Source organism: Salmonella sp. 32070601201500089SM (genome assembly GCF_017573605.1).
GTDB lineage: Bacteria > Pseudomonadota > Gammaproteobacteria > Enterobacterales > Enterobacteriaceae > Salmonella > Salmonella enterica.
In genome coordinates this window covers 185,320-206,772 of record NZ_JAGETK010000003.1, presented here as the reverse complement: position 1 = coordinate 206,772, position 21,453 = coordinate 185,320, and the positions used below count along the sequence as shown (strand labels likewise).

General features: G+C 50.3%; 18 protein-coding genes, 3 pseudogenes and 1 other annotated feature. Of the genes and pseudogenes, 11 read left to right on the top strand and 10 right to left on the bottom strand.

What is annotated here, in order from left to right; genetic code table 11:
- Nucleotides 1-245: 245 nt before the first annotated feature.
- A pseudogene (locus J4728_RS06735) lies at nt 246-338 on the bottom strand (heavy metal-binding domain-containing protein); the annotation flags it as partial.
- Between the two features lie 266 nt (nt 339-604).
- Here J4728_RS06735 and sopA point away from each other — a divergent pair.
- A pseudogene (gene sopA / locus J4728_RS06730) lies at nt 605-2,952 on the top strand (SPI-1 type III secretion system effector HECT-type E3 ubiquitin transferase SopA).
- A 129-nt stretch (nt 2,953-3,081) separates the two neighbouring features.
- Here sopA and J4728_RS23860 read toward each other — a convergent pair.
- Nucleotides 3,082-3,159 (bottom strand): annotated as a pseudogene (locus J4728_RS23860) (hypothetical protein); the annotation flags it as partial.
- A 159-nt stretch (nt 3,160-3,318) separates the two neighbouring features.
- On the opposite strand from J4728_RS23860, the gene sbcB reads away from it, so the two are divergent.
- Complete coding sequence (sbcB, locus tag J4728_RS06725) at nt 3,319-4,749, top strand: exodeoxyribonuclease I (protein ID WP_000216702.1); 1,431 nt, start codon at nt 3,319-3,321, stop codon at nt 4,747-4,749.
- 135 nt (nt 4,750-4,884) lie between these two features.
- Here the strand turns inward: sbcB and plaP are convergent, their stop codons facing one another.
- The 4 genes from plaP to J4728_RS06705 all read right to left on the bottom strand — a co-directional run bounded on the left by plaP (nt 4,885) and on the right by J4728_RS06705 (nt 8,313).
- A complete protein-coding gene (gene plaP, locus J4728_RS06720) occupies nt 4,885-6,243 on the bottom strand; it encodes a putrescine/proton symporter PlaP (RefSeq protein ID WP_001519005.1) in 1,359 nt (452 codons plus the stop codon).
- Nucleotides 6,233-6,295, bottom strand: a complete 63-nt coding sequence (yoeI, locus tag J4728_RS06715) for a membrane protein YoeI (RefSeq protein ID WP_096335044.1) — start codon at nt 6,293-6,295, stop codon at nt 6,233-6,235. Before yoeI ends, plaP begins: the two co-directional genes overlap by 11 nt.
- Nucleotides 6,296-6,528: 233 nt before the next feature.
- On the bottom strand, nt 6,529-7,443 hold the full coding sequence (locus J4728_RS06710; protein ID WP_000803316.1) for a LysR family transcriptional regulator: 915 nt from the start codon (nt 7,441-7,443) through the stop codon (nt 6,529-6,531).
- Nucleotides 7,444-7,488: 45 nt separating this feature from the next.
- Nucleotides 7,489-8,313, bottom strand: a complete 825-nt coding sequence (locus J4728_RS06705) for an SDR family oxidoreductase (RefSeq protein WP_208211462.1) — start codon at nt 8,311-8,313, stop codon at nt 7,489-7,491.
- A gap of 162 nt (nt 8,314-8,475) precedes the next feature.
- On the opposite strand from J4728_RS06705, the gene hisL reads away from it, so the two are divergent.
- From hisL to hisIE, 9 genes are all read left to right on the top strand, one after another.
- A complete protein-coding gene (gene hisL, locus J4728_RS06700; protein WP_001364200.1) occupies nt 8,476-8,526 on the top strand; it encodes a his operon leader peptide in 51 nt (16 codons plus the stop codon).
- Nucleotides 8,502-8,625, top strand: a sequence feature (His leader region). Its footprint overlaps the gene before it by 25 nt.
- A 46-nt stretch (nt 8,626-8,671) precedes the next feature.
- Nucleotides 8,672-9,571 (top strand): ATP phosphoribosyltransferase, encoded by a 900-nt coding sequence (gene hisG / locus J4728_RS06695; protein WP_000886600.1) that lies wholly within the window; start codon nt 8,672-8,674, stop codon nt 9,569-9,571.
- A 102-nt stretch (nt 9,572-9,673) separates the two neighbouring features.
- A complete protein-coding gene (gene hisD / locus J4728_RS06690; RefSeq protein ID WP_000009622.1) occupies nt 9,674-10,978 on the top strand; it encodes a histidinol dehydrogenase in 1,305 nt (434 codons plus the stop codon).
- Nucleotides 10,975-12,054: a histidinol-phosphate transaminase gene (hisC, locus tag J4728_RS06685; protein ID WP_001580956.1), complete on the top strand. Its 1,080-nt coding sequence runs from the start codon at nt 10,975-10,977 to the stop codon at nt 12,052-12,054. The genes hisD and hisC overlap by 4 nt, the downstream gene beginning before the upstream one ends.
- Nucleotides 12,051-13,118, top strand: a complete 1,068-nt coding sequence (gene hisB, locus J4728_RS06680) for a bifunctional histidinol-phosphatase/imidazoleglycerol-phosphate dehydratase HisB (RefSeq protein ID WP_000080050.1) — start codon at nt 12,051-12,053, stop codon at nt 13,116-13,118. Before hisC ends, hisB begins: the two co-directional genes overlap by 4 nt.
- Nucleotides 13,118-13,708, top strand: coding sequence for an imidazole glycerol phosphate synthase subunit HisH (gene hisH / locus J4728_RS06675; protein WP_086811882.1), 591 nt, complete (start codon nt 13,118-13,120; stop codon nt 13,706-13,708). The genes hisB and hisH overlap by 1 nt, the downstream gene beginning before the upstream one ends.
- On the top strand, nt 13,708-14,445 hold the full coding sequence (gene hisA / locus J4728_RS06670) for a 1-(5-phosphoribosyl)-5-[(5-phosphoribosylamino)methylideneamino]imidazole-4-carboxamide isomerase (RefSeq protein ID WP_000586407.1): 738 nt from the start codon (nt 13,708-13,710) through the stop codon (nt 14,443-14,445). The genes hisH and hisA overlap by 1 nt, the downstream gene beginning before the upstream one ends.
- Nucleotides 14,427-15,203, top strand: coding sequence for an imidazole glycerol phosphate synthase subunit HisF (hisF, locus tag J4728_RS06665; RefSeq protein ID WP_000880128.1), 777 nt, complete (start codon nt 14,427-14,429; stop codon nt 15,201-15,203). Before hisA ends, hisF begins: the two co-directional genes overlap by 19 nt.
- Complete coding sequence (gene hisIE / locus J4728_RS06660; RefSeq protein ID WP_208211460.1) at nt 15,197-15,808, top strand: bifunctional phosphoribosyl-AMP cyclohydrolase/phosphoribosyl-ATP diphosphatase HisIE; 612 nt, start codon at nt 15,197-15,199, stop codon at nt 15,806-15,808. Before hisF ends, hisIE begins: the two co-directional genes overlap by 7 nt.
- An 80-nt stretch (nt 15,809-15,888) precedes the next feature.
- On the opposite strand, the gene wzzB is transcribed toward hisIE, so the two are convergent.
- The 4 genes from wzzB to J4728_RS06640 all read right to left on the bottom strand — a co-directional run bounded on the left by wzzB (nt 15,889) and on the right by J4728_RS06640 (nt 21,418).
- Nucleotides 15,889-16,872 carry an LPS O-antigen chain length determinant protein WzzB gene (gene wzzB / locus J4728_RS06655; protein WP_000215261.1) on the bottom strand — a complete coding sequence of 328 codons (984 nt, stop codon included), beginning with the start codon at nt 16,870-16,872 and terminating at the stop codon, nt 15,889-15,891.
- Nucleotides 16,873-17,014: 142 nt separating this feature from the next.
- Nucleotides 17,015-18,181, bottom strand: a complete 1,167-nt coding sequence (ugd, locus tag J4728_RS06650; RefSeq protein ID WP_000704826.1) for a UDP-glucose 6-dehydrogenase — start codon at nt 18,179-18,181, stop codon at nt 17,015-17,017.
- A 236-nt stretch (nt 18,182-18,417) separates the two neighbouring features.
- Complete coding sequence (gene gndA, locus J4728_RS06645; protein ID WP_000043532.1) at nt 18,418-19,824, bottom strand: NADP-dependent phosphogluconate dehydrogenase; 1,407 nt, start codon at nt 19,822-19,824, stop codon at nt 18,418-18,420.
- Nucleotides 19,825-19,987: 163 nt separating this feature from the next.
- Nucleotides 19,988-21,418: an undecaprenyl-phosphate galactose phosphotransferase gene (locus J4728_RS06640; protein ID WP_000368707.1), complete on the bottom strand. Its 1,431-nt coding sequence runs from the start codon at nt 21,416-21,418 to the stop codon at nt 19,988-19,990.
- Between the last annotated feature and the right edge of the window lie 35 nt (nt 21,419-21,453).

The window sequence follows — 21,453 nt, the reverse complement described above, 5'->3', positions numbered from 1 at the left end:
TTAGATATAGCTGAAGATTATATTTAATTTGTATTATGAAATGTCGGCTTCAATCACAATTTGAAATAGTTGTTAAAATGAGCATGCCAACACGATAAAACCTTTTATTTTATAAATATTTTACATTTCCTGAACACGCACATGGACTGTCATCGAATAATCAGCAGAATTACCAAACAACCCACTGTTAATTATAAAAATGATACAATTCCAATAACACGTAATAATATTTAAAAGAAAACGATTATTTCCTGAAAAGCGATTTCACGCGCTTTACGCAATTCTTTCTCATACGCGCCGGAACGTCCGCCGACGATATCCCGAATGCCGGTGAAAAACGCTGGTTGAGCATCGAAGCGGGTTTACTTTTGCGTGCACACGGGCTTCGTTACCCGACCCGCTCCCTTATGCCTTGATTTTTCCGCAGATACGTCAGCGTCCCACAATACGGTGACATGGTGACAGGATGGACACTTTCTGAAAGAAACCTGCCAGATAACATGGTGAATTGTGATCTCCATCGCCATACCGACATATGAAGCTTACTTTTAAGGCGTTAAAAATCCAGACCGTTTTTCCATAATGATGTTGATAAGGAATTCTAATGAAGATATCATCAGGCGCAATTAATTTTTCTACTATTCCTAACCAGGTTAAAAAATTAATTACCTCTATTCGTGAACATACGAAAAACGGGCTCGCCTCAAAAATAACCAGTGTTAAAAACACGCATACATCTTTAAATGAAAAATTTAAAACAGGAAAGGACTCACCGATTGAGTTCGCGTTACCACAAAAAATAAAAGACTTCTTTCAGCCGAAAGATAAAAACACCTTAAACAAAACATTGATTACTATTAAAAATATTAAAGATACAAATAATGCAGGCAAGAAAAATATTTCAGCAGAAGATGTCTCAAAAATGAATGCAGCATTCATGCGTAAGCATATTGCAAATCAAACATGTGATTATAATTACAGAATGACAGGTGCGGCCCCGCTCCCCGGTGGAGTCTCTGTATCAGCCAATAACAGGCCCACGGTTTCTGAAGGTAGAACACCACCAGTATCCCCTCCCTCTCACTTCAGGCTACGTCTTCCCCGTCATCACCTGCCGACTGGGCTAAGAAACTCACGGATGCAGTTTTACGACAGAAAGCCGGAGAAACCCTTACGGCCGCAGATCGCGATTTTTCAAACGCAGATTTCCGTAATATTACATTCAGCAAAATATTGCCCCCCAGCTTCATGGAGCGAGACGGCGATATTATTAAGGGGTTCAACTTTTCAAATTCAAAATTTACTTATTCTGATATATCTCATTTACATTTTGACGAATGCCGATTCACTTATTCGACACTGAGTGATGTAGTCTGCAGTAATACGAAATTTAGTAATTCAGACATGAATGAAGTGGTTTTACAGTATTCAATTACTACACAACAACAGCCCTCTTTTATTGATACAACATTAAAAAATACGCTTATACGTCACAAAGCCAACCTCTCTGGCGTTATTTTAAATGAACCGGATAATTCATCACCTCCGTCAGTGTCAGGGGGCGGAAATTTTATTCGTCTAGGTGATATCTGGCTGCAAATGCCACTCCTTTGGACTGAGAACGCTGTGGATGGATTTTTAAATCATGAGCACAATAATGGTAAAAGTATTCTGATGACCATTGACAGCCTGCCCGATAAATACAGTCAGGAAAAAGTCCAGGCAATGGAAGACCTGGTTAAGTCATTGCGGGGTGGCCGCTTAACAGAGGCATGTATCCGGCCAGTTGAAAGTTCGCTGGTAAGCGTACTGGCCCACCCCCCCTATACGCAAAGTGCGCTTATCAGCGAGTGGCTCGGGCCTGTTCAGGAACGTTTTTTTGCCCACCAGTGCCAGACCTATAATGACGTTCCCCTGCCGGCTCCTGACACATATTATCAGCAGCGCATACTGCCTGTGTTGCTGGATTCGTTTGACAGGAACAGCGCCGCCATGACCACTCACAGCGGACTCTTTAATCAGGTGATTTTACACTGTATGACAGGCGTGGACTGCACTGATGGCACCCGCCAGAAAGCTGCAGCGCTTTATGAACAGTATCTTGCTCACCCGGCGGTGTCTCCCCACATCCATAATGGGCTCTTCGGCAATTATGACGGCAGCCCGGACTGGACAACCCGCGCTGCAGATAATTTCCTGCTGCTTTCCTCCCAAGATTCAGACACGGCGATGATGCTCTCCACTGACACGCTGTTAACAATGCTAAACCCTACTCCTGACACCACATGGGACAACTTTTACCTGCTGCGAGCCGGAGAGAACGTTTCCACTGCGCAAATCTCTCCGGTAGAGTTATTCCGTCATGACTTTCCGGTGTTTCTCGCCGCATTTAATCAGCAGGCCGTGCAGCGACGCTTTGGGGAACTGATTGATATCATCCTCAGCACTGAAGAGCACGGGGAACTGAACCAGCAGTTTATTGCCGCCACGAACCAGAAACATTCCACCGTAAAGTTGATTGATGATGCCTCAGTGTCGCGTCTGACCAGCATTTTTGCCCCCTTGCTTCCTGAAGGCAAACTCAGCCCGGCACACTACCAGCACATCCTCAGTGCTTATCACCTGACTGACGCCACCCCACAGAAGCAGGCGGAAACCCTGTTCTGTCTCAGTACCGCATTCGCACGCTATTCCTCCAGCGCCATTTTCGGCACTGAGCATGACTCTCCGCCGGCCCTGAGAGGCTATGCGGAGGCGCTGATGCAGAAAGCCTGGGAGCTGTCTCCGGCGATATTCCCGTCCAGCGAACAGTTTACCGACTGGTCCGACCGTTTTCACGGCCTCCATGGCGCCTTTACCTGTACCAGCGTTGTGGCGGATAGTATGCAACGTCATGCCAGAAAATATTTCCCGAGTGTTCTGTCATCCATCCTGCCACTGGCCTGGGCCTAGTCCAGCCTCAACCCGCATGAAATTAAGGGACACAGCGTTGTGTCCCTCTGTACATAGACCCGTTTTAGTCCATGCATTTTTTGAGATCCCGGCCAGATTGCCCCTGGCCTAAATTCCATACAGTACTAAATCAGAATCAGTAATTTCAGATGGACCGGAATATGGTTTACCATAGAGGGAGCGTAGTTTAGTGTCGCTGATGGTCATTTTAGTATTTTGTACTCAATGATTTTAATGTTTATGTACTCACCATCGCATGTACGAACATTAGCAACAATATCAATTGGTGTACAAATACAATCAATCAACGACAAAATAAAAGAATAAAATATTTCATATACAGATAACATCAGGCGTGTACATCAAGTGACAGTTAAAAACGACAGCATACAGAGCACATTCCTCTTCCACGATTACGAAACCTTCGGTACGCATCCGGCCCTCGACAGACCTGCGCAATTCGCCGCGCTCCGTACGGATAACGACTTCAACGTTATTGGCGAGCCGGAGGTGTTTTATTGCAAACCCGCCGATGATTATCTACCGCAGCCTGGCGCGGTGCTGATTACCGGCATCACGCCGCAGGAAGCGCGTGAGAAAGGAGAAAACGAAGCCGCTTTCGCCAGACGCATTCATGCGCTGTTTACCGTTCCTAAAACCTGCGTTGTGGGCTACAACAATGTGCGCTTTGATGATGAAGTCACGCGCAATATTTTTTATCGCAACTTTTACGATCCCTATGCCTGGAGCTGGCAGCATGATAATTCACGTTGGGATCTATTGGATGTCATGCGCGCCTGTTATGCGCTGCGCCCGGAGGGAATTAACTGGCCGGAAAACGACGACGGCCTGCCCAGCTTTCGTCTGGAACATTTAACCCAGGCGAACGGGATCGAACACAGCAACGCGCATGATGCGATGGCGGATGTCTACGCCACTATTGCGATGGCGCAACTGGTGAAAACACGCCAGCCGCGACTGTTTGATTATCTTTATAGCCACCGCAGTAAACATAAACTGGCGGCGCTGATTGACGTTCCGCAGATGAAGCCGCTGGTGCATGTCTCCGGCATGTTTGGCGCGTGGCGCGGTAATACAAGCTGGGTCGCGCCGCTGGCGTGGCATCCTGAAAACCGTAACGCGGTGATCATGGTCGATTTAGCAGGCGATATTTCTCCTCTTCTTGAGCTGGACAGCGACACCCTTCGCGAGCGGCTTTATACGGCCAAAGCCGATCTTGGCGATCACGTCGCAGTGCCGGTAAAGCTGGTGCATATCAATAAATGTCCGGTACTGGCGCAGGCGAATACCTTGCGCCCGGAGGATGCCGACCGGCTGGGAATTAACCGCCAGCACTGCCTGGATAACCTGAAAGTGTTGCGTGAAAACCCGCAGGTCCGCGACAAAGTGGTGGCGATTTTTGCCGAAGCCGAACCTTTTGCCGCCTCGGATAACGTTGATGCCCAGCTCTATGATGGTTTTTTCAGCGATGCCGATCGCGCAGCCATGAAAATCGTACTCGAAACCGAGCCGCGTAACCTGCCCGCGCTGGATATTACCTTTGTCGATAAGCGCATTGAGAAGCTGCTGTTTAATTACCGCGCACGCAATTTTCCCGGTACGCTGGATGACGCAGAGCAGCAGCGCTGGCTGGAGCATCGCCGTCAGGTGCTGACGCCGGAGTTTTTACAACAGTATGCCAATGAATTGCAGATGCTTTCTCAGCAGTATGCGGAAGATAAAACGAAGCTGGGGTTGCTGAAATCACTGTGGCAGTACGCAACCGAGATTGTGTAATTGACCAATGCCTGACGGGCATTGTTAATCCAGAGCGGATAAATAGTGACATCGCCATCCGGCAAACGTGCTGGATGACAGACAAAAAACCGGAGGCACTGCCTCCGGTTTTACTATTGCCGATAATACGCGCGATTACGCGACGTCTTCGTACTGTGGAACCGGGTTGCGGAAGCTTTTAGTTACGCACGCCAGATAAATCAGCCCGATACCCGCCCAGATCAGGCCCAGTACCATTGAGCTCTCTTCCAGGTTAACCCACAACGCACCAACCGTGAGCGCGCCGCACATCGGCAGGAACAGATACTGGAAGTGATCTTTCAACGTTTTATTACGCTTCTCACGGATCCAGAACTGCGAAATCACCGACAGGTTAACAAAGGTAAACGCGACCAGCGCACCAAAGTTAATCAGCGCCGTCGCCATCACCAGGTCAAAATTAATCGCCAGCAGCGCGATCGCCCCGACCAGGATGATGTTCATCGCTGGCGTACGCCATTTCGGATGAACGTAACCGAAGAAGCTTTTCGGGAATACGCCGTCGCGCCCCATTACGTACATCAGGCGCGCTACGCCTGCATGCGCAGCCATACCGGAAGCCAGCACGGTGATAGTAGAGAAGATCAGCGCGCCCACCTGGAAGGTTTTACCCGCCACGTACAGCATGATTTCCGGCTGAGACGCATCCGGATCTTTAAAGCGAGAGATATCCGGGAAGTACAATTGCAGGAAATAGGTTGCAAAGATGAAGATCAGGCCGCCAATCAGCGCGGTCAGGAAAATCGCACGCGGGATCACGCGCTCAGCATCTTTGGTCTCTTCCGACAGGTTACTGATGCCGTCAAAGCCGGTAAAGGAGAAGCACAGGATCGTCGCTCCCGTAATCATCGGGATAACGTGCGCATCGCCGGACCAGAACGGACGGGTGCTCGCCAGCGTACCGGCGCCTTCGCCTTCAAATACGCCATAAACCACCATGCCCAGAATGACCGCAATCAGCACCACCTGTAGCACTACAATCACGGTGTTGAAGTTAGCGACCGATTTGAGGCTGCGCAGGTTAAAGGCCGTCATAAAGGCCACCAGCGCCACGACAAACACCCATGACGGAATGGAGGGCACCAGCGCTTCAAAATAAATTTTCGCCAACAGAATGTTGATCATCGGCGCGAACAGATAATCGAGCAGAGAAGACCAACCCACCATAAAGCCAACGGTCGGGCTGATGGATTTCTGGGCATAGGTGTACGCCGAACCCGCGGAAGGGTAGCGACGCACCAGTTTCCCGTAGCTTAACGCCGTAAACAGAATCGCGATTAACGCGAATGCATACGCCGTCGGTACGTGACCGTCAGTGAGGCCTGAAACGATACCAAATGTATCGAACAGCGTCATCGGCTGCATATAGGCAAGACCCATCATTACAACCGGAACTAACGTAAGCGTTTTACGTAATTCCACGCGAGAGGTGTTTGGAGTAACGTTATGCGACATGGTCATTCTCCTTTACGGCGAATGCCGTCGCGTAAGCAAAAAATTGCCCCATTTTCTGGATTCCTCAGCGACAACAACTGTCGATTTTTAAGTAAGTATCTATCCGGTACGAAGCCCGGCCTCTTGGTATTGAATGATGTGTTTGAAGCAAAAAAATAACCGACGCGTATTAAAACGTCGGTTAGTGTCATTTTTTGCAAGCGGCGTATTCTGCCCTAAATTGAAGTGAAATGACAAGAGAATGCGAGCGCGTTCAAAAAATTATTTTTCATAAGCGATTGATTTTTAAACCGGCGATTTTGCATACACCCCAGCAATAGCATTATTTGCTAAAATTTCATCCCGCCACCAGCCGCTGGCCAGCCCGGCGGTCTGTTCATTCCAGCCAACCCACACCGGTTCATAGACGATTTGCGCCACAACTTTCTTCTCTATAAGCGCGCCGCTTTCCAAAAATCGCTGCGCCAGATAACGCGGTAAATAGCCGCATCCCAGGCCGCTAATTTGCAGCTCCAGCTTGGTTTTAAAATCAAACACGGTAATCGCTTCCTGAGCGTCGAGCAGTTCAGACCCTATTGATCGCGAGGAATGGACGCTATCGCCAACCACAATCGCGCGAAAACGTTTGATCGTCTGGCGGCTAAGCGGTTCCTCTTCATGAACCAGCGGATGATGCGGAGCGACAGCAAACACCAGTTCAAGATCGCCCAGTCTTGCAAAGCCAAAGCCGGTGTCAGGCGGCGGCGCGCGCATGGCGCCAACAATAATATCCGCCCTTCCCTGCGTCAGCGTCTCCCATGAACCGCCGAGAACGCCATTGACAAATTTAAGGCGCGTCACGCTGTGGCGTTGATAAAAAGCGTCGATAAGCGGGGCCAAAAGAGAAAAGGGAAAGGTATCATCCACACCGATGACCAGTTCGTTCTCCCAGCCTTCATGCAGTTTAATCGCCTGCTTTTCCAGCTCGCGAACGGTGTGCAGCACTTCACGGCCTTTTTCCAGTAGCATCTTACCGGTTCGCGTAAATCGCGCGCGATGCCCGCTACGGTCGAGCAATTGGATATTAAGATCGTTTTCCAGCTTATGAACGGTATAACTGAGGGCGGACGGCGTTTTAAATAATTTTGCCGACGCCGCCGCGAAGCTGCCTTCTTTTTCTAACGCATCAAGAATAATCAGAACGTCCAGCAGTGGTTTCATACTCGTCCCCTTGCGCTATATGGCGACCACCTGCTGGACAGCGACTCACTCCATCGGCATCACCAGCGGATCGGGATATTGATATTCAAATCCCAGCTCATTACAAATCCGGCTACCGTCGATAATCTTCCCTTTGCCGTTGTCCGGTGCGTTACGAAAATGCGGCGGCGCCATTCCCAGCAAGCGCGTCATTTGCGGATAAAACACGTTGCGGGCTGGATGCGCCGGCGCACATATATTATAGATGTGCCCTCCTTTCGGCGTCTGTAGCAAAAGGGTAATTGCGCCAACCACGTCTTCAAGATGCACCAGATTGACCCCGTGTTGACCATCCGGCGCGGTTTTTCCGGCAAAGAAACGTCCGGGATGGCGCCCAGGTCCGACCAACCCCGCCAGCCGCAGAATATCCACTGACGTGCCCGGCAGATTATGCAGCCAATCTTCCAGTTCCTTCAGGGTACGCCCGCTGGCCGTGACCGGATTACGCGGCGTATTCTCTTTCACCACGCCTTGCGCATCGCCGTAAACAGACGTCGAACTGGTAAAAATAATACGCGGGATACGATAAGCCAGCGCGCTATCGACCAGCTCCTGCATCGCCTGCAGATAAAAATCCTCTCCCGGACCGCTACGGCGCGCGGGCAGTGTTATCACCAGCGCATCGACATCCAGCAGAGCGTCAAGATCGTCCGCCTCACAGACCAGCTCCGGCTCCAGACGCAGCGGATAGCTTTCAATTCCACTCATACGGGCCGCTTCCACCCCGTCAAGGGTGGTTTTGCTGCCGGTAACCTGCCAGCCTCTCGCTGCCAGCGACATTGCCAGCGGCATGCCTAACCAACCTAAACCGACAATTGCGACCTTTTTCATCCATTTTCTCCTGACTTTAACGCCTTATACATAAGGCTACGCCAGCCCGCCGTGACTGACAATTCATACTATAAATGCGAAATGAAAAAAGCGCTTGCTTTAAGGCGTAAAAGTGGTTTAGGTTAAAAGGTATCAAATGAATAAGCATTCATCGGAATTTTTATGACACGCGTTCAATTTAAACACCACCATCATCACCATCATCCTGACTAGTCTTTCAGGCGATGTGTGCTGGAAGACATTCAGATCTTCCAGTGGTGCATGAACGTATGAGAAAGCCCCCGGAAGATCATCTTCCGGGGGCTTTTTTTTGGCGCGCGATACAGACCGGTTCAGACAGGATAAAGAGGAACGCAGAATGTTAGACAACACCCGCTTACGCATAGCTATTCAGAAATCAGGCCGTTTAAGCGATGATTCACGAGAATTGCTGGCCCGCTGCGGCATAAAAATTAATTTACACACTCAGCGCCTGATTGCGATGGCGGAAAACATGCCGATTGATATCCTGCGCGTGCGTGATGATGACATTCCGGGTCTGGTGATGGATGGCGTGGTCGATCTCGGCATTATCGGCGAGAACGTGCTGGAAGAAGAGCTACTCAACCGCCGCGCGCAGGGTGAAGATCCGCGCTATTTTACCCTGCGCCGTCTTGACTTCGGCGGCTGCCGTTTATCGCTGGCAACGCCGGTTGACGAAGCCTGGGACGGCCCGGCCGCGCTGGACGGTAAACGTATCGCTACCTCTTATCCGCACCTCCTCAAACGCTACCTCGACCAGAAAGGCGTCTCTTTTAAATCGTGTCTGTTAAATGGTTCTGTCGAAGTCGCGCCGCGCGCGGGGCTGGCCGACGCTATCTGCGATTTGGTCTCTACCGGCGCGACGCTTGAAGCTAACGGCCTGCGTGAAGTCGAAGTTATCTACCGCTCTAAAGCCTGTCTGATTCAGCGCGACGGTGAGATGGCACAGAGCAAGCAACAGCTGATCGATAAATTGCTGACCCGTATTCAGGGTGTGATTCAGGCGCGCGAATCGAAATACATCATGATGCACGCGCCAAGTGAACGCCTGGAAGAGGTTATCGCCCTGCTGCCAGGCGCCGAAAGGCCGACAATTCTGCCGCTGGCGGGCGAGCAACAGCGCGTGGCGATGCACATGGTCAGCAGCGAAACGCTGTTCTGGGAAACCATGGAGAAACTGAAAGCGCTTGGCGCCAGCTCGATTCTGGTACTGCCGATCGAGAAGATGATGGAGTGATCTGACGCCTGATGGCGCTGCGCTTATCAGGCCTACGTAATGCGTTGTTATTTTGGGTTCTGTAGGCCGGATAAGGCGGAACCCTGTGATGGAGTATAGACCATGAGCTTCAATACCCTGATTGACTGGAACAGCTGTAGCCCTGAACAGCAGCGTGCGCTGCTGACGCGTCCGGCGATTTCCGCCTCTGACAGTATTACCCGGACGGTCAGCGATATTCTGGATAATGTAAAAACGCGCGGTGACGATGCCCTGCGTGAATACAGCGCTAAATTTGATAAAACAGAAGTGACAGCGCTACGCGTCACCCCTGAAGAGATCGCCGCCGCCGGCGCGCGTCTGAGCGACGAATTAAAACAGGCGATGGCCGCTGCCGTCAAAAATATTGAAACGTTCCATTCCGCGCAGACGCTACCGCCTGTAGATGTGGAAACCCAGCCAGGCGTACGTTGTCAGCAGGTTACGCGTCCCGTCGCGTCTGTCGGTCTTTATATTCCCGGCGGCTCGGCTCCGCTCTTCTCAACGGTGCTGATGCTGGCAACGCCGGCGCGCATTGCGGGATGTCAGAACGTGGTTCTGTGCTCGCCGCCGCCCATCGCTGATGAAATCCTCTATGCGGCACAACTGTGTGGCGTGCAGGAAATCTTTAACGTCGGCGGCGCGCAGGCGATTGCCGCTCTGGCCTTCGGCAGCGAGTCCGTACCGAAAGTGGATAAAATTTTTGGCCCCGGCAACGCCTTTGTAACCGAAGCCAAACGTCAGGTCAGCCAGCGTCTCGACGGCGCGGCTATCGATATGCCAGCCGGGCCGTCTGAAGTACTGGTGATCGCAGACAGCGGCGCAACACCGGATTTCGTCGCTTCTGACCTGCTCTCCCAGGCTGAGCACGGCCCGGATTCCCAGGTGATCCTGCTGACGCCTGATGCTGACATTGCCCGCAAGGTGGCGGAGGCGGTAGAACGTCAACTGGCGGAACTGCCGCGCGCGGACACCGCCCGGCAGGCTCTGAGCGCCAGTCGTCTGATTGTGACCAAAGATTTAGCGCAGTGCGTCGCCATCTCTAATCAGTATGGGCCGGAACACTTAATCATCCAGACGCGCAATGCGCGCGATTTGGTGGATGCGATTACCAGCGCAGGCTCGGTATTTCTCGGCGACTGGTCGCCGGAATCCGCCGGTGATTACGCTTCCGGAACCAACCATGTCTTACCGACCTATGGCTATACTGCTACCTGTTCCAGCCTTGGGTTAGCGGATTTCCAGAAACGGATGACCGTTCAGGAACTGTCGAAAGCGGGCTTTTCCGCTCTGGCATCAACCATTGAAACATTGGCGGCGGCAGAACGTCTGACCGCCCATAAAAATGCCGTGACCCTGCGCGTAAACGCCCTCAAGGAGCAAGCATGAGCACTGAAAATACTCTCAGCATCGCTGACTTAGCCCGTGAAAATGTCCGCAACCTGGTACCGTATCAGTCCGCCCGCCGTCTGGGCGGTAACGGCGATGTCTGGCTGAACGCGAATGAATTCCCGACAGCGGTGGAGTTTCAGCTCACCCAACAAACGCTTAACCGCTACCCGGAATGCCAGCCAAAGGCCGTGATTGAAAACTACGCGCAATATGCTGGCGTAAAGCCGGAGCAGGTGCTGGTCAGCCGCGGCGCGGATGAAGGGATCGAGCTGGTGATCCGCGCCTTCTGTGAACCGGGGAAAGACGCCATTCTCTACTGTCCGCCCACTTACGGTATGTACAGCGTCAGCGCCGAAACCATTGGCGTAGAGCGCCGGACGGTTCCCGCGCTTGAAAACTGGCAGCTGGATCTACAGGGGATTTCCGACAACCTTGACGGCACAAAAGTGGTATTCGTTTGTAGCCCCAATAACCCCACCGGGCAACTTATCAACCCGCAGGATCTGCGCACGCTGCTGGAGTTGACACGCGGTAAAGCGATAGTCGTCGCCGACGAAGCTTATATTGAGTTTTGCCCACAGGCCACGCTGACAGGCTGGCTGGTTGAATATCCTCATCTGGTTATCCTGCGCACATTGTCGAAAGCTTTTGCGCTGGCGGGTCTGCGCTGCGGCTTTACGCTGGCTAATGAAGAGGTGATCAACCTGCTGTTAAAAGTGATCGCCCCTTATCCGCTTTCTACGCCAGTGGCGGATATCGCCGCCCAGGCGCTGAGTCCGCAGGGAATAAACGCAATGCGCGATCGCGTGGCGCAGACAGTGCAGGAACGTCAGTATCTGGTGAATGCCCTGCAACAGACCGCCTGCGTAGAACACGTCTTTGACTCTGAAACCAACTATATTCTGGCGCGGTTTACCGCCTCCAGCAGCGTGTTTAAATCCTTATGGGATCAGGGCATTATCTTACGCGATCAGAATAAACAACCTTCTTTAAGCGGCTGCCTGCGGATTACGGTCGGCACCCGCCAGGAAAACCAGCGCGTCATTGACGCCTTACGTGCGGAGCCAGTATGAGTCAGAAGTATCTTTTCATCGACCGGGACGGAACCTTGATTTCCGAACCGCCAAGCGATTTTCAGGTAGACCGCTTTGATAAACTGGCCTTTGAGCCAGAGGTGATTCCCGTATTGCTGAAGCTGCAAAAAGCCGGTTTTAAGCTGGTGATGATCACTAACCAGGATGGACTTGGCACGCAAAGCTTCCCGCAGGCGGACTTCGACGGACCGCACAACCTGATGATGCAGATTTTCACCTCTCAGGGCGTACGCTTTGATGAAGTGCTGATCTGCCCTCACCTGCCCGCAGACGATTGCGACTGCCGCAAGCCCAAAGTGAAGCTGGTGGAGCGTTATCTTGCGGAACAAGCGATGGATAGCGCTAACAGCTATGTGATTGGCGATCGTGCGACCGATATCCAGCTCGCTGATAATATGGGCATTACTGGTTTACGCTATCACCGTGAAACGCTGAACTGGACGATGATTGGCGAACAGCTAACGAAACGCGATCGTTATGCGCATGTGGTCCGCAACACCAAAGAAACACAGATTGATGTCAGCGTCTGGCTGGATCGCGAAGGCAACAGCAAGATTAATACCGGCGTCGGCTTCTTTGACCATATGCTCGATCAAATCGCCACCCACGGCGGCTTTCGCATGGAGATTACCGTTAAGGGTGATCTCTATATCGACGATCACCACACGGTAGAAGATACCGGACTGGCGCTCGGTGAGGCATTAAAACTGGCACTCGGCGACAAGCGCGGTATCTGCCGTTTTGGCTTTGTACTGCCGATGGATGAATGTCTGGCGCGCTGCGCGCTGGATATTTCCGGTCGTCCGCATCTGGAATATAAAGCTGAATTTACCTACCAGCGTGTGGGCGATTTGAGCACAGAGATGATTGAACACTTTTTCCGCTCACTCTCTTACACGATGGGCGTCACTCTGCATCTCAAGACTAAAGGTAAAAACGATCACCACCGTGTCGAAAGTTTGTTTAAAGCCTTTGGTCGGACTCTACGCCAGGCTATTCGCGTGGAGGGCGATACATTACCGTCCTCGAAAGGAGTGCTGTGATGAACGTCGTCATCCTTGACACCGGCTGCGCCAATTTAAGCTCGGTAAAATCCGCCGTGGCGCGCCACGGTTATACCCCGGTGGTCAGCCGCGAAGCGGAAACCGTATTACGCGCTGACAAACTCTTTCTGCCCGGCGTCGGCACGGCGCAGGCCGCTATGGATCAACTGCGCGAACGTGAACTGATCGACTTGATTAAAGCGTGTACTCAGCCGGTACTGGGTATCTGCTTAGGGATGCAACTGCTGGGTCGTCGCAGCGAAGAGACGCGCGGCGTGGATCTGCTGAACATTATCGAGCAAGACGTGCCGAAAATGACCGACTTTGGTCTGCCGCTGCCGCACATGGGCTGGAATCGCGTGTATCCGCAGGCGGGCAACCGGCTGTTTCAGGGCATTGAAGATGGCGCCTATTTTTACTTTGTTCACAGCTACGCGATGCCGGTCAACCCGTGGACTATCGCCCAGTGCAATTACGGCGAGCCGTTTACCGCGGCGATACAGAAAGATAATTTCTTCGGCGTACAGTTCCACCCGGAACGTTCGGGCGCGGCGGGCGCACAGTTGCTGAAAAACTTCCTGGAGATGTAATGATTATTCCGGCATTAGATTTAATTGACGGCACCGTGGTGCGTCTACACCAGGGCGACTACGCCCGGCAGCGGGATTACGGTAACGATCCCCTACCCCGTTTGCAGGATTACGCCGCCCAGGGCGCCGGGGTGCTGCATCTGGTAGATCTGACCGGCGCTAAAGATCCGGCTAAGCGACAGATACCGCTGATTAAAACCCTGGTCGCGGGCGTGAACGTGCCTGTTCAGGTCGGCGGCGGCGTGCGTACCGAAGAAGACGTTGCGGCATTACTGAAAGCTGGCGTTGCCCGTGTGGTCATCGGTTCAACGGCGGTGAAATCCCCTGACGTGGTGAAAGGCTGGTTTGAACGTTTTGGCGCGCAGGCGCTGGTACTGGCGCTGGACGTTCGCATAGACGAACACGGCAACAAGCAGGTGGCGGTTAGCGGCTGGCAGGAAAATTCCGGCGTCTCGCTGGAACAACTGGTGGAGACCTATCTCCCCGTCGGTCTGAAACATGTACTGTGTACCGATATTTCTCGCGACGGCACGCTGGCGGGCTCTAACGTGTCGCTGTATGAAGAGGTATGCGCCAGATATCCGCAGATCGCCTTTCAATCCTCCGGCGGTATTGGCAATATCGATGATATTGCCGCCCTGCGCGGCACCGGCGTGCGCGGCGTGATTGTCGGACGCGCGCTGTTGGAAGGGAAATTTACCGTTAAGGAGGCCATCCAATGCTGGCAAAACGTATAATTCCGTGTCTGGATGTTCGTGATGGTCAGGTGGTGAAAGGCGTACAGTTTCGCAACCATGAGATCATTGGCGATATCGTTCCGCTGGCCAAACGCTATGCCGACGAAGGCGCGGACGAACTGGTGTTCTATGACATTACCGCCTCCAGCGATGGTCGCGTAGTCGATAAAAGCTGGGTGGCGCGCGTTGCCGAGGTGATCGACATTCCGTTTTGTGTAGCGGGCGGCATCCGGTCAATTGACGACGCCGCCAAAATTCTTTCTTTCGGGGCGGATAAGATCTCTATCAACTCCCCGGCGCTGGCTGACCCAACGCTGATTACCCGTCTGGCTGACCGTTTTGGCGTACAGTGTATTGTCGTCGGGATTGATACCTGGTTTGACGACGCCACGGGGAAATACCATGTTAACCAGTATACCGGCAATGAAAACCGTACCCGCGTGACGCAGTGGGAGACGCTGGACTGGGTGCAAGAGGTACAACAGCGCGGCGCGGGGGAAATCGTCCTGAATATGATGAACCAGGACGGCGTGCGTAACGGTTACGATCTGACGCAGTTGAAAAAAGTCCGTGACGTTTGCCGCGTGCCGCTGATCGCCTCCGGCGGCGCGGGCACGATGGAACACTTCCTTGAGGCATTCCGTGATGCCGATGTCGACGGCGCGCTTGCCGCCTCCGTTTTTCACAAGCAAATCATCAATATTGGCGAATTAAAAGCGTACCTGGCAGGCCAGGGCGTGGAGATCAGGATATGTTAACAGAGCAACAACGCCGCGAGCTGGACTGGGAAAAAACCGATGGCCTGATGCCAGCCATCGTGCAACATGCGGTATCCGGCGAAGTATTGATGCTGGGCTATATGAACCAACAAGCGCTGGACAAAACCATTGAATCCAGCCATGTTACGTTCTTCTCACGCACGAAACAGCGTTTATGGACCAAAGGCGAAACCTCAGGCCATGTGCTGAATGTCGTCAGCATTGCGCCGGATTGCGACAACGATACACTGCTGGTGCTGGCAAACCCTGTCGGGCCGACCTGCCACAAAGGTACCAGCAGTTGCTTTGGCGACGCCAGCCATCAGTGGTTATTCCTGTATCAACTGGAGCAGCTACTGGCAGAGCGCAAAACCGCCGATCCGGCCAGCTCTTACACGGCGAAACTGTACGCCAGCGGTACCAAACGTATTGCGCAAAAAGTTGGCGAAGAAGGTGTAGAAACCGCGCTGGCGGCCACCGTCAATGATCGTTTTGAATTAACCAATGAAGCGTCTGATTTGATGTACCACCTGCTGGTGCTGTTGCAGGATCAGGATCTCAACCTCACCACCGTGATCGACAATCTTCGTAAGCGTCATCAATAAGCGTAAAAAAACCGGGCAATGCCCGGTTTTTTAATGAGAAATTTTACCTGTCGTAGCCGACCACCATCCGGCAAAGAAGCTTACAAGGCTTTTGGCTTATAGCTACGTAGCGCATTGCGTCCCAGCACAATCCCGGCACCGATCATCCCGCCCAGCAACACAGCCAGCACGAGGGTAATGGCTGTTTTCGGGCTATCGCGACGGACCGGCAGCGTCGGCTTCATCACATAACGATAGACGTGCACCGTATCGGCAGTCACTTTCAGATTTTTAATGTCCAGCAGTGTCTGCTTCGTCTGGTAATAGGCCGGAGAAAAGACCAGTGGGCGCGTCGCTTCGTTCTGTATCATCGATTTTAGCGCATCGCTCCCCAGCAGGAACATCGTGTCCTGGGTAACATCCTGGGTTTGCTGAATCTGCGGCTGCGTGATTTTTGCCTCATCCGCATAGCGCAACGCTTCTTCGATTTGCTTAATACGCAGATCTTTTTGCTCCTGCGCCACAACTTCCTGCGTCTCAAGGGACTCCTGCAACGTTTTGGTTTGCAGCGTGATGTTATCTTTCAGGTCAACTTCCAGTTCCTTAGCGACCTCTTCATCCACCTGTTGGATATATTCCGCCAGCCGACGCTGCGCCCCTTCAGCAGTAGTACTCACATAAGAAACCGAGAGTGGCAGCGCCTGCCCTTTTACCGACTGTTCAATGGTAAGCTTTTCCCGCTCTTTCTGATTATCCAGCACTTCCGATAATGCGGAAAACGCAGAGCTAAAGCGGCTTATAAAATTCGCCTGCACTTCAGAGATTTTGGGGGCATTCCCACCATACAAGACGTTGAGCGCGTTGGTATAGGTGGCAACCTGCGCGGCATCAGGTTGGGTAATAATCGCCGTGGATGTCCATTTTTCTTTGGCTATCATCAGGTAGCCTACGGCCAGCAAAATGGCGATAATAACGGCTACAATAATGGTCATCTTCCCACGCCATAACTGTAGCAATAACTCAATCAAATCAATCTGTTCCGGATCGTTCCCACGCCCGGAAGACGTATTACTATCCACTGTCATAGATACCCTAACTAAAAAAAGGATGAAGCTGGAGACAGTGTAGTCATAAAGCAAATATATGCCATAGGATTAATGATAAAAATCAGACATTATTTCCATATGGTCAATAAATCATCGGGACTCATCAGCCCCGATTGCCTTATTAATCACTACCGAAAAGATCGCGGGTATACACTTTTTCAGCAACATCCAAAAGCTCTGCCGCCATCCTGTTGGAAATAATGACATCCGCCTGCTGTTTAAAGCAGTACAAATCACGTTCAAGACGTGAGTTAAAGAAAGTATCTTCTTCCATTACCGGCTCATAGATGATGACCTCTACGCCTTTCGCTTTAATGCGCTTCATAATCCCCTGAATCGATGAGGCGCGGAAGTTATCGGAGCCACTCTTCATAATCAGGCGATAAATGCCCACCACTTTAGGCTTTCTGGCGAGGATAGCGTCGGCAATAAAATCTTTACGCGTACGGTTTGCTTCAACGATAGCGGAGATAATATTATTAGGCACCGATTGATAATTGGCCAGCAACTGTTTGGTATCTTTTGGCAAACAATATCCGCCATAACCAAAAGAGGGATTATTATAATGATTGCCAATACGCGGGTCGAGGCACACCCCTTCAATAATTTGTCGGGTATTTAATCCTAACGTTTCAGCATAGCTGTCTAATTCATTAAAATAAGCGACTCGCATAGCGAGATAAGTATTGGCGAAAAGTTTAATAGCTTCCGCTTCAGTGGAGTCCGTAAACAGCGTTGGAATCTCCTGTTTAATAGCGCCTTCCTGGAGTAATGCGGCAAATTCTCTGGCGCGCTCAGACTGTTCCCCAATCACGATACGGGAAGGATAAAGGTTATCGTAAAGGGCTTTACCTTCACGTAAAAACTCCGGAGAGAAAATGATATTTTCTGTCGCAAACTTCTGACGCATTGCCGCCGTGAAGCCAACCGGCACCGTAGACTTAATAATCATCACTGCTGCGGGGTTGATGCTGATCACATCCTGAATGACCGATTCCACACTGGACGTATTAAAATAGTTAGTTTTGGGATCGTAATCCGTAGGCGTAGCAATGATGACGTAATCTGCATTCTGGTACGCATCAAACTTATCCAGCGTTGCCCTGAATCTGATGTTATCTTCCTTTAAAAATTGCTGAATTTCTTTATCAACAATCGGAGATATCCGATCATTTAACAGTTCAACACGGGAAGGAACAATGTCTAACGCCACCACATCATGATGTTGTGCAATAAGCAAACCATTAGACAAGCCAACATAACCCGTCCCGGATATCGTGATTTTCATTATTCGCTCTCAGAATTAACTTAATTATGAATCATGATGTATTTCGCATCCTGATAAGATATTAAAGTTTTAACGCCTGAGTATATAAAGTGCAACGCAGACGAAAACAATTCAGATTATCTTCATTACGATAAACACAGATTATTAAGTTAATATTAAGCAAAAGCGATAAATCAATAAGAATAGAGATAAAAAAAAGCCCGGTATTAAACCGGGCTTAAACATTTTTGCAGAAATTATTCCAACCACTCGGTATGGAAAATGCCTTCTTTATCAGTACGTTTATAGGTGTGCGCACCAAAGTAGTCACGCTGCGCCTGAATTAAGTTAGCTGGCAGTACTGCGGCGCGATAGCTGTCATAGTAGGCCACTGCCGCAGAGAATGTCGGCACCGGAATGCCGTTCTGCACCGCGTAAGCCACGACATCTCGCAGCGCCTGCTGGTACTCATCAGCAATTTTCTTGAAGTAAGGCGCTAACAGCAAGTTAGCGATACCAGCGTTTTCTGCGTAAGCATCAGTGATCTTCTGCAGGAACTGAGCGCGAATGATACAGCCCGCCCGGAAAATCTTAGCAATCTCGCCATAGTTGAGATCCCAGTGATATTCATCAGACGCGGCGCGTAGCTGTGAGAAGCCCTGCGCATAGGAGACGATCTTGCCAAGATACAGCGCGCGACGCACTTTCTCGATAAATTCCGCTTTGTCGCCTGCCGGTTGCGCTTTCGGCCCGGAGAGCACTTTAGATGCGGCAACACGTTGCGCTTTCAACGAAGAGATGTAACGCGCAAAGACAGATTCGGTAATCAGCGACAGCGGTTCGCCCAGATCCAGCGCGCTCTGGCTGGTCCATTTACCGGTCCCTTTGTTGGCGGCTTCATCAAGAATGACATCCACCAGGTAGTTTCCGTCTTCATCTTTTTTAGTGAAGATGTCTTTAGTGATGTCGATCAGATAACTGCTCAGCTCGCCGTTATTCCACTCGGTAAAAGTGTTCGCCAACTCTTCATTGCTGAGGTTCAGGCCGCCTTTCAGCAGGGAGTAAGCTTCAGCGATAAGCTGCATATCGCCATATTCAATACCATTGTGGACCATCTTGACGTAGTGACCAGCACCATCGGCGCCGATATAGGTCACGCACGGTTCGCCATCTTCCGCCACAGCAGCAATCTTCGTCAGGATCGGCGCCACCAGTTCATAGGCATCTTTCTGACCGCCAGGCATGATAGATGGCCCTTTCAGCGCGCCCTCTTCACCACCGGAAACACCGGTACCGATAAAGTTAAAACCTTCCGCAGACAGCTCACGATTGCGACGGATTGTGTCCTGGAAGAAGGTGTTACCGCCATCAATAATGATATCGCCTTTTTCCAGATACGGTTTCAGCGAATCGATAGCTGCATCAGTACCTGCGCCCGCTTTCACCATTAACAGGATACGACGAGGCGTTTCGAGGGATTCAACAAACTCTTTCACCGTGTAATAAGGCACCAGCTTTTTGCCGGGATTCTCGGCAATCACTTCTTCGGTCTTTTCACGGGAGCGGTTGAAAACGGAGACGGTATAACCACGGCTTTCGATGTTGAGCGCGAGGTTGCGCCCCATCACTGCCATACCGACGACGCCGATCTGTTGCTTGGACATTACATACTCCTGTCAGGTGTGGAAACCCTGCCACAAACGGTCATGGCAGGTTAAAGGTGAATAGTATGTTAACTCAAAGGTATGATATTAAGGTAGCGATTGATGCGTTCAGATTTTACGCAGGCTATTTTATACAATTATTATTCAGTACTTCTCGGTAAGCTTAATACGCACCATCTCGCCGCAAAACAACTTTCGCTGTTTTAAACAGAATGGCAATATCATTCCAAAGCGTCCAGTTTTTAACATACCAGGAATCAAAATAAACACGAGTGTCATAATCAACATCATTACGCCCACTCACTTGCCATAGACCTGTCATGCCCGGCTTTGCCATCAAATAATAATCAACATCATCACAATAACGCTCCAGTTCATCCGAAACGATAGGTCGTGGTCCAACCAGGCTCATATCACCTTTTAGTACATTAAAAAGTTGTGGCAACTCATCAAGGCTAGTTTTACGTATAAATCGACCTACAGCTGTGATTCGAGGATCATTTTTCAGTTTAAAATCTTTCTCCCATTCAGCCCTGGCAATAGGATCGTTAGCCAAAAGTTCTTTTAGTACCTCTTGAGAATTCATAACCATAGAACGAAATTTGTAGCATGGAAAAAGTTTTCCATGCCGACCTACTCGCTGGTGACCATAAATAGCCGGACCACCATCTCGAGTAACTTTATACCACAGATAAATCATAAGTGGTGATGCAATTATAAGAATCATTATTGAACAAACAATATCAAATGTCCGTTTGAGAAAACGGGACGACCTTTTAGCCAAGTTATTTTGTATCCTTAATAACATAACTTCATGGCTAAAGATAAAAGACATATCAGTATTATATAATGGCAATCCTCTAAACGAGGGGACTACAGTAACAGAACGACAATGATGTTTTGAAAGTTCACGTAGCCAAAAATGTGTTTTCTCCAACTCGGTGTATTCATAAGCAAGGATATAATGGACATCACCTGTACGATTTAAATCCCAAATAATCTCAGTATCCTTTATCACCGGCAACATATTTATTTCAGCATCTGACGCATCCGTATCAAAAAAAGCGATAACATCAAACCCCATCATCTCCTCACTTTGCAGCGCAGAATATGCACCACGAGCATTCTGTCCGCTCCCCAGGATGATAGTTTTTTTCTTCCAGATACCTAGCTTGTTCAATAAATGCTTTGTAAGTGCGCGAAAAAAAGGCACCAGGATTAGGGCAAAAGTCCAACAAAACACCCAGACATAGCGTGAAAACTGCCATTTTGTAAACGCTATCAGAGCCAAATCAAATATAGCAAAAATAACGATCGTACGAAAAATTTCTTTTAACTCATACCAAAATGGCTTGCGGTATGTATAATGTCGCAAACGAATCCAAAACCAACCGACACATACTACTGACAAAATAAAATGCGTAATAACTCTTGTATCTAATTGGTCTTGAGGAATAAATCGCTGTACTTGATCAAAAATAAAATAGACACATCCTAATGAAAACCATAAGGCTAAATTAAAAAAAATCAAATCCGATATAGCCAAAAAAATTTTACATAGCTGTGGATTATACTTATTATCAATATTATCCATTTAATCCTCACCCTCTGACCGTGCATAATGTAAAT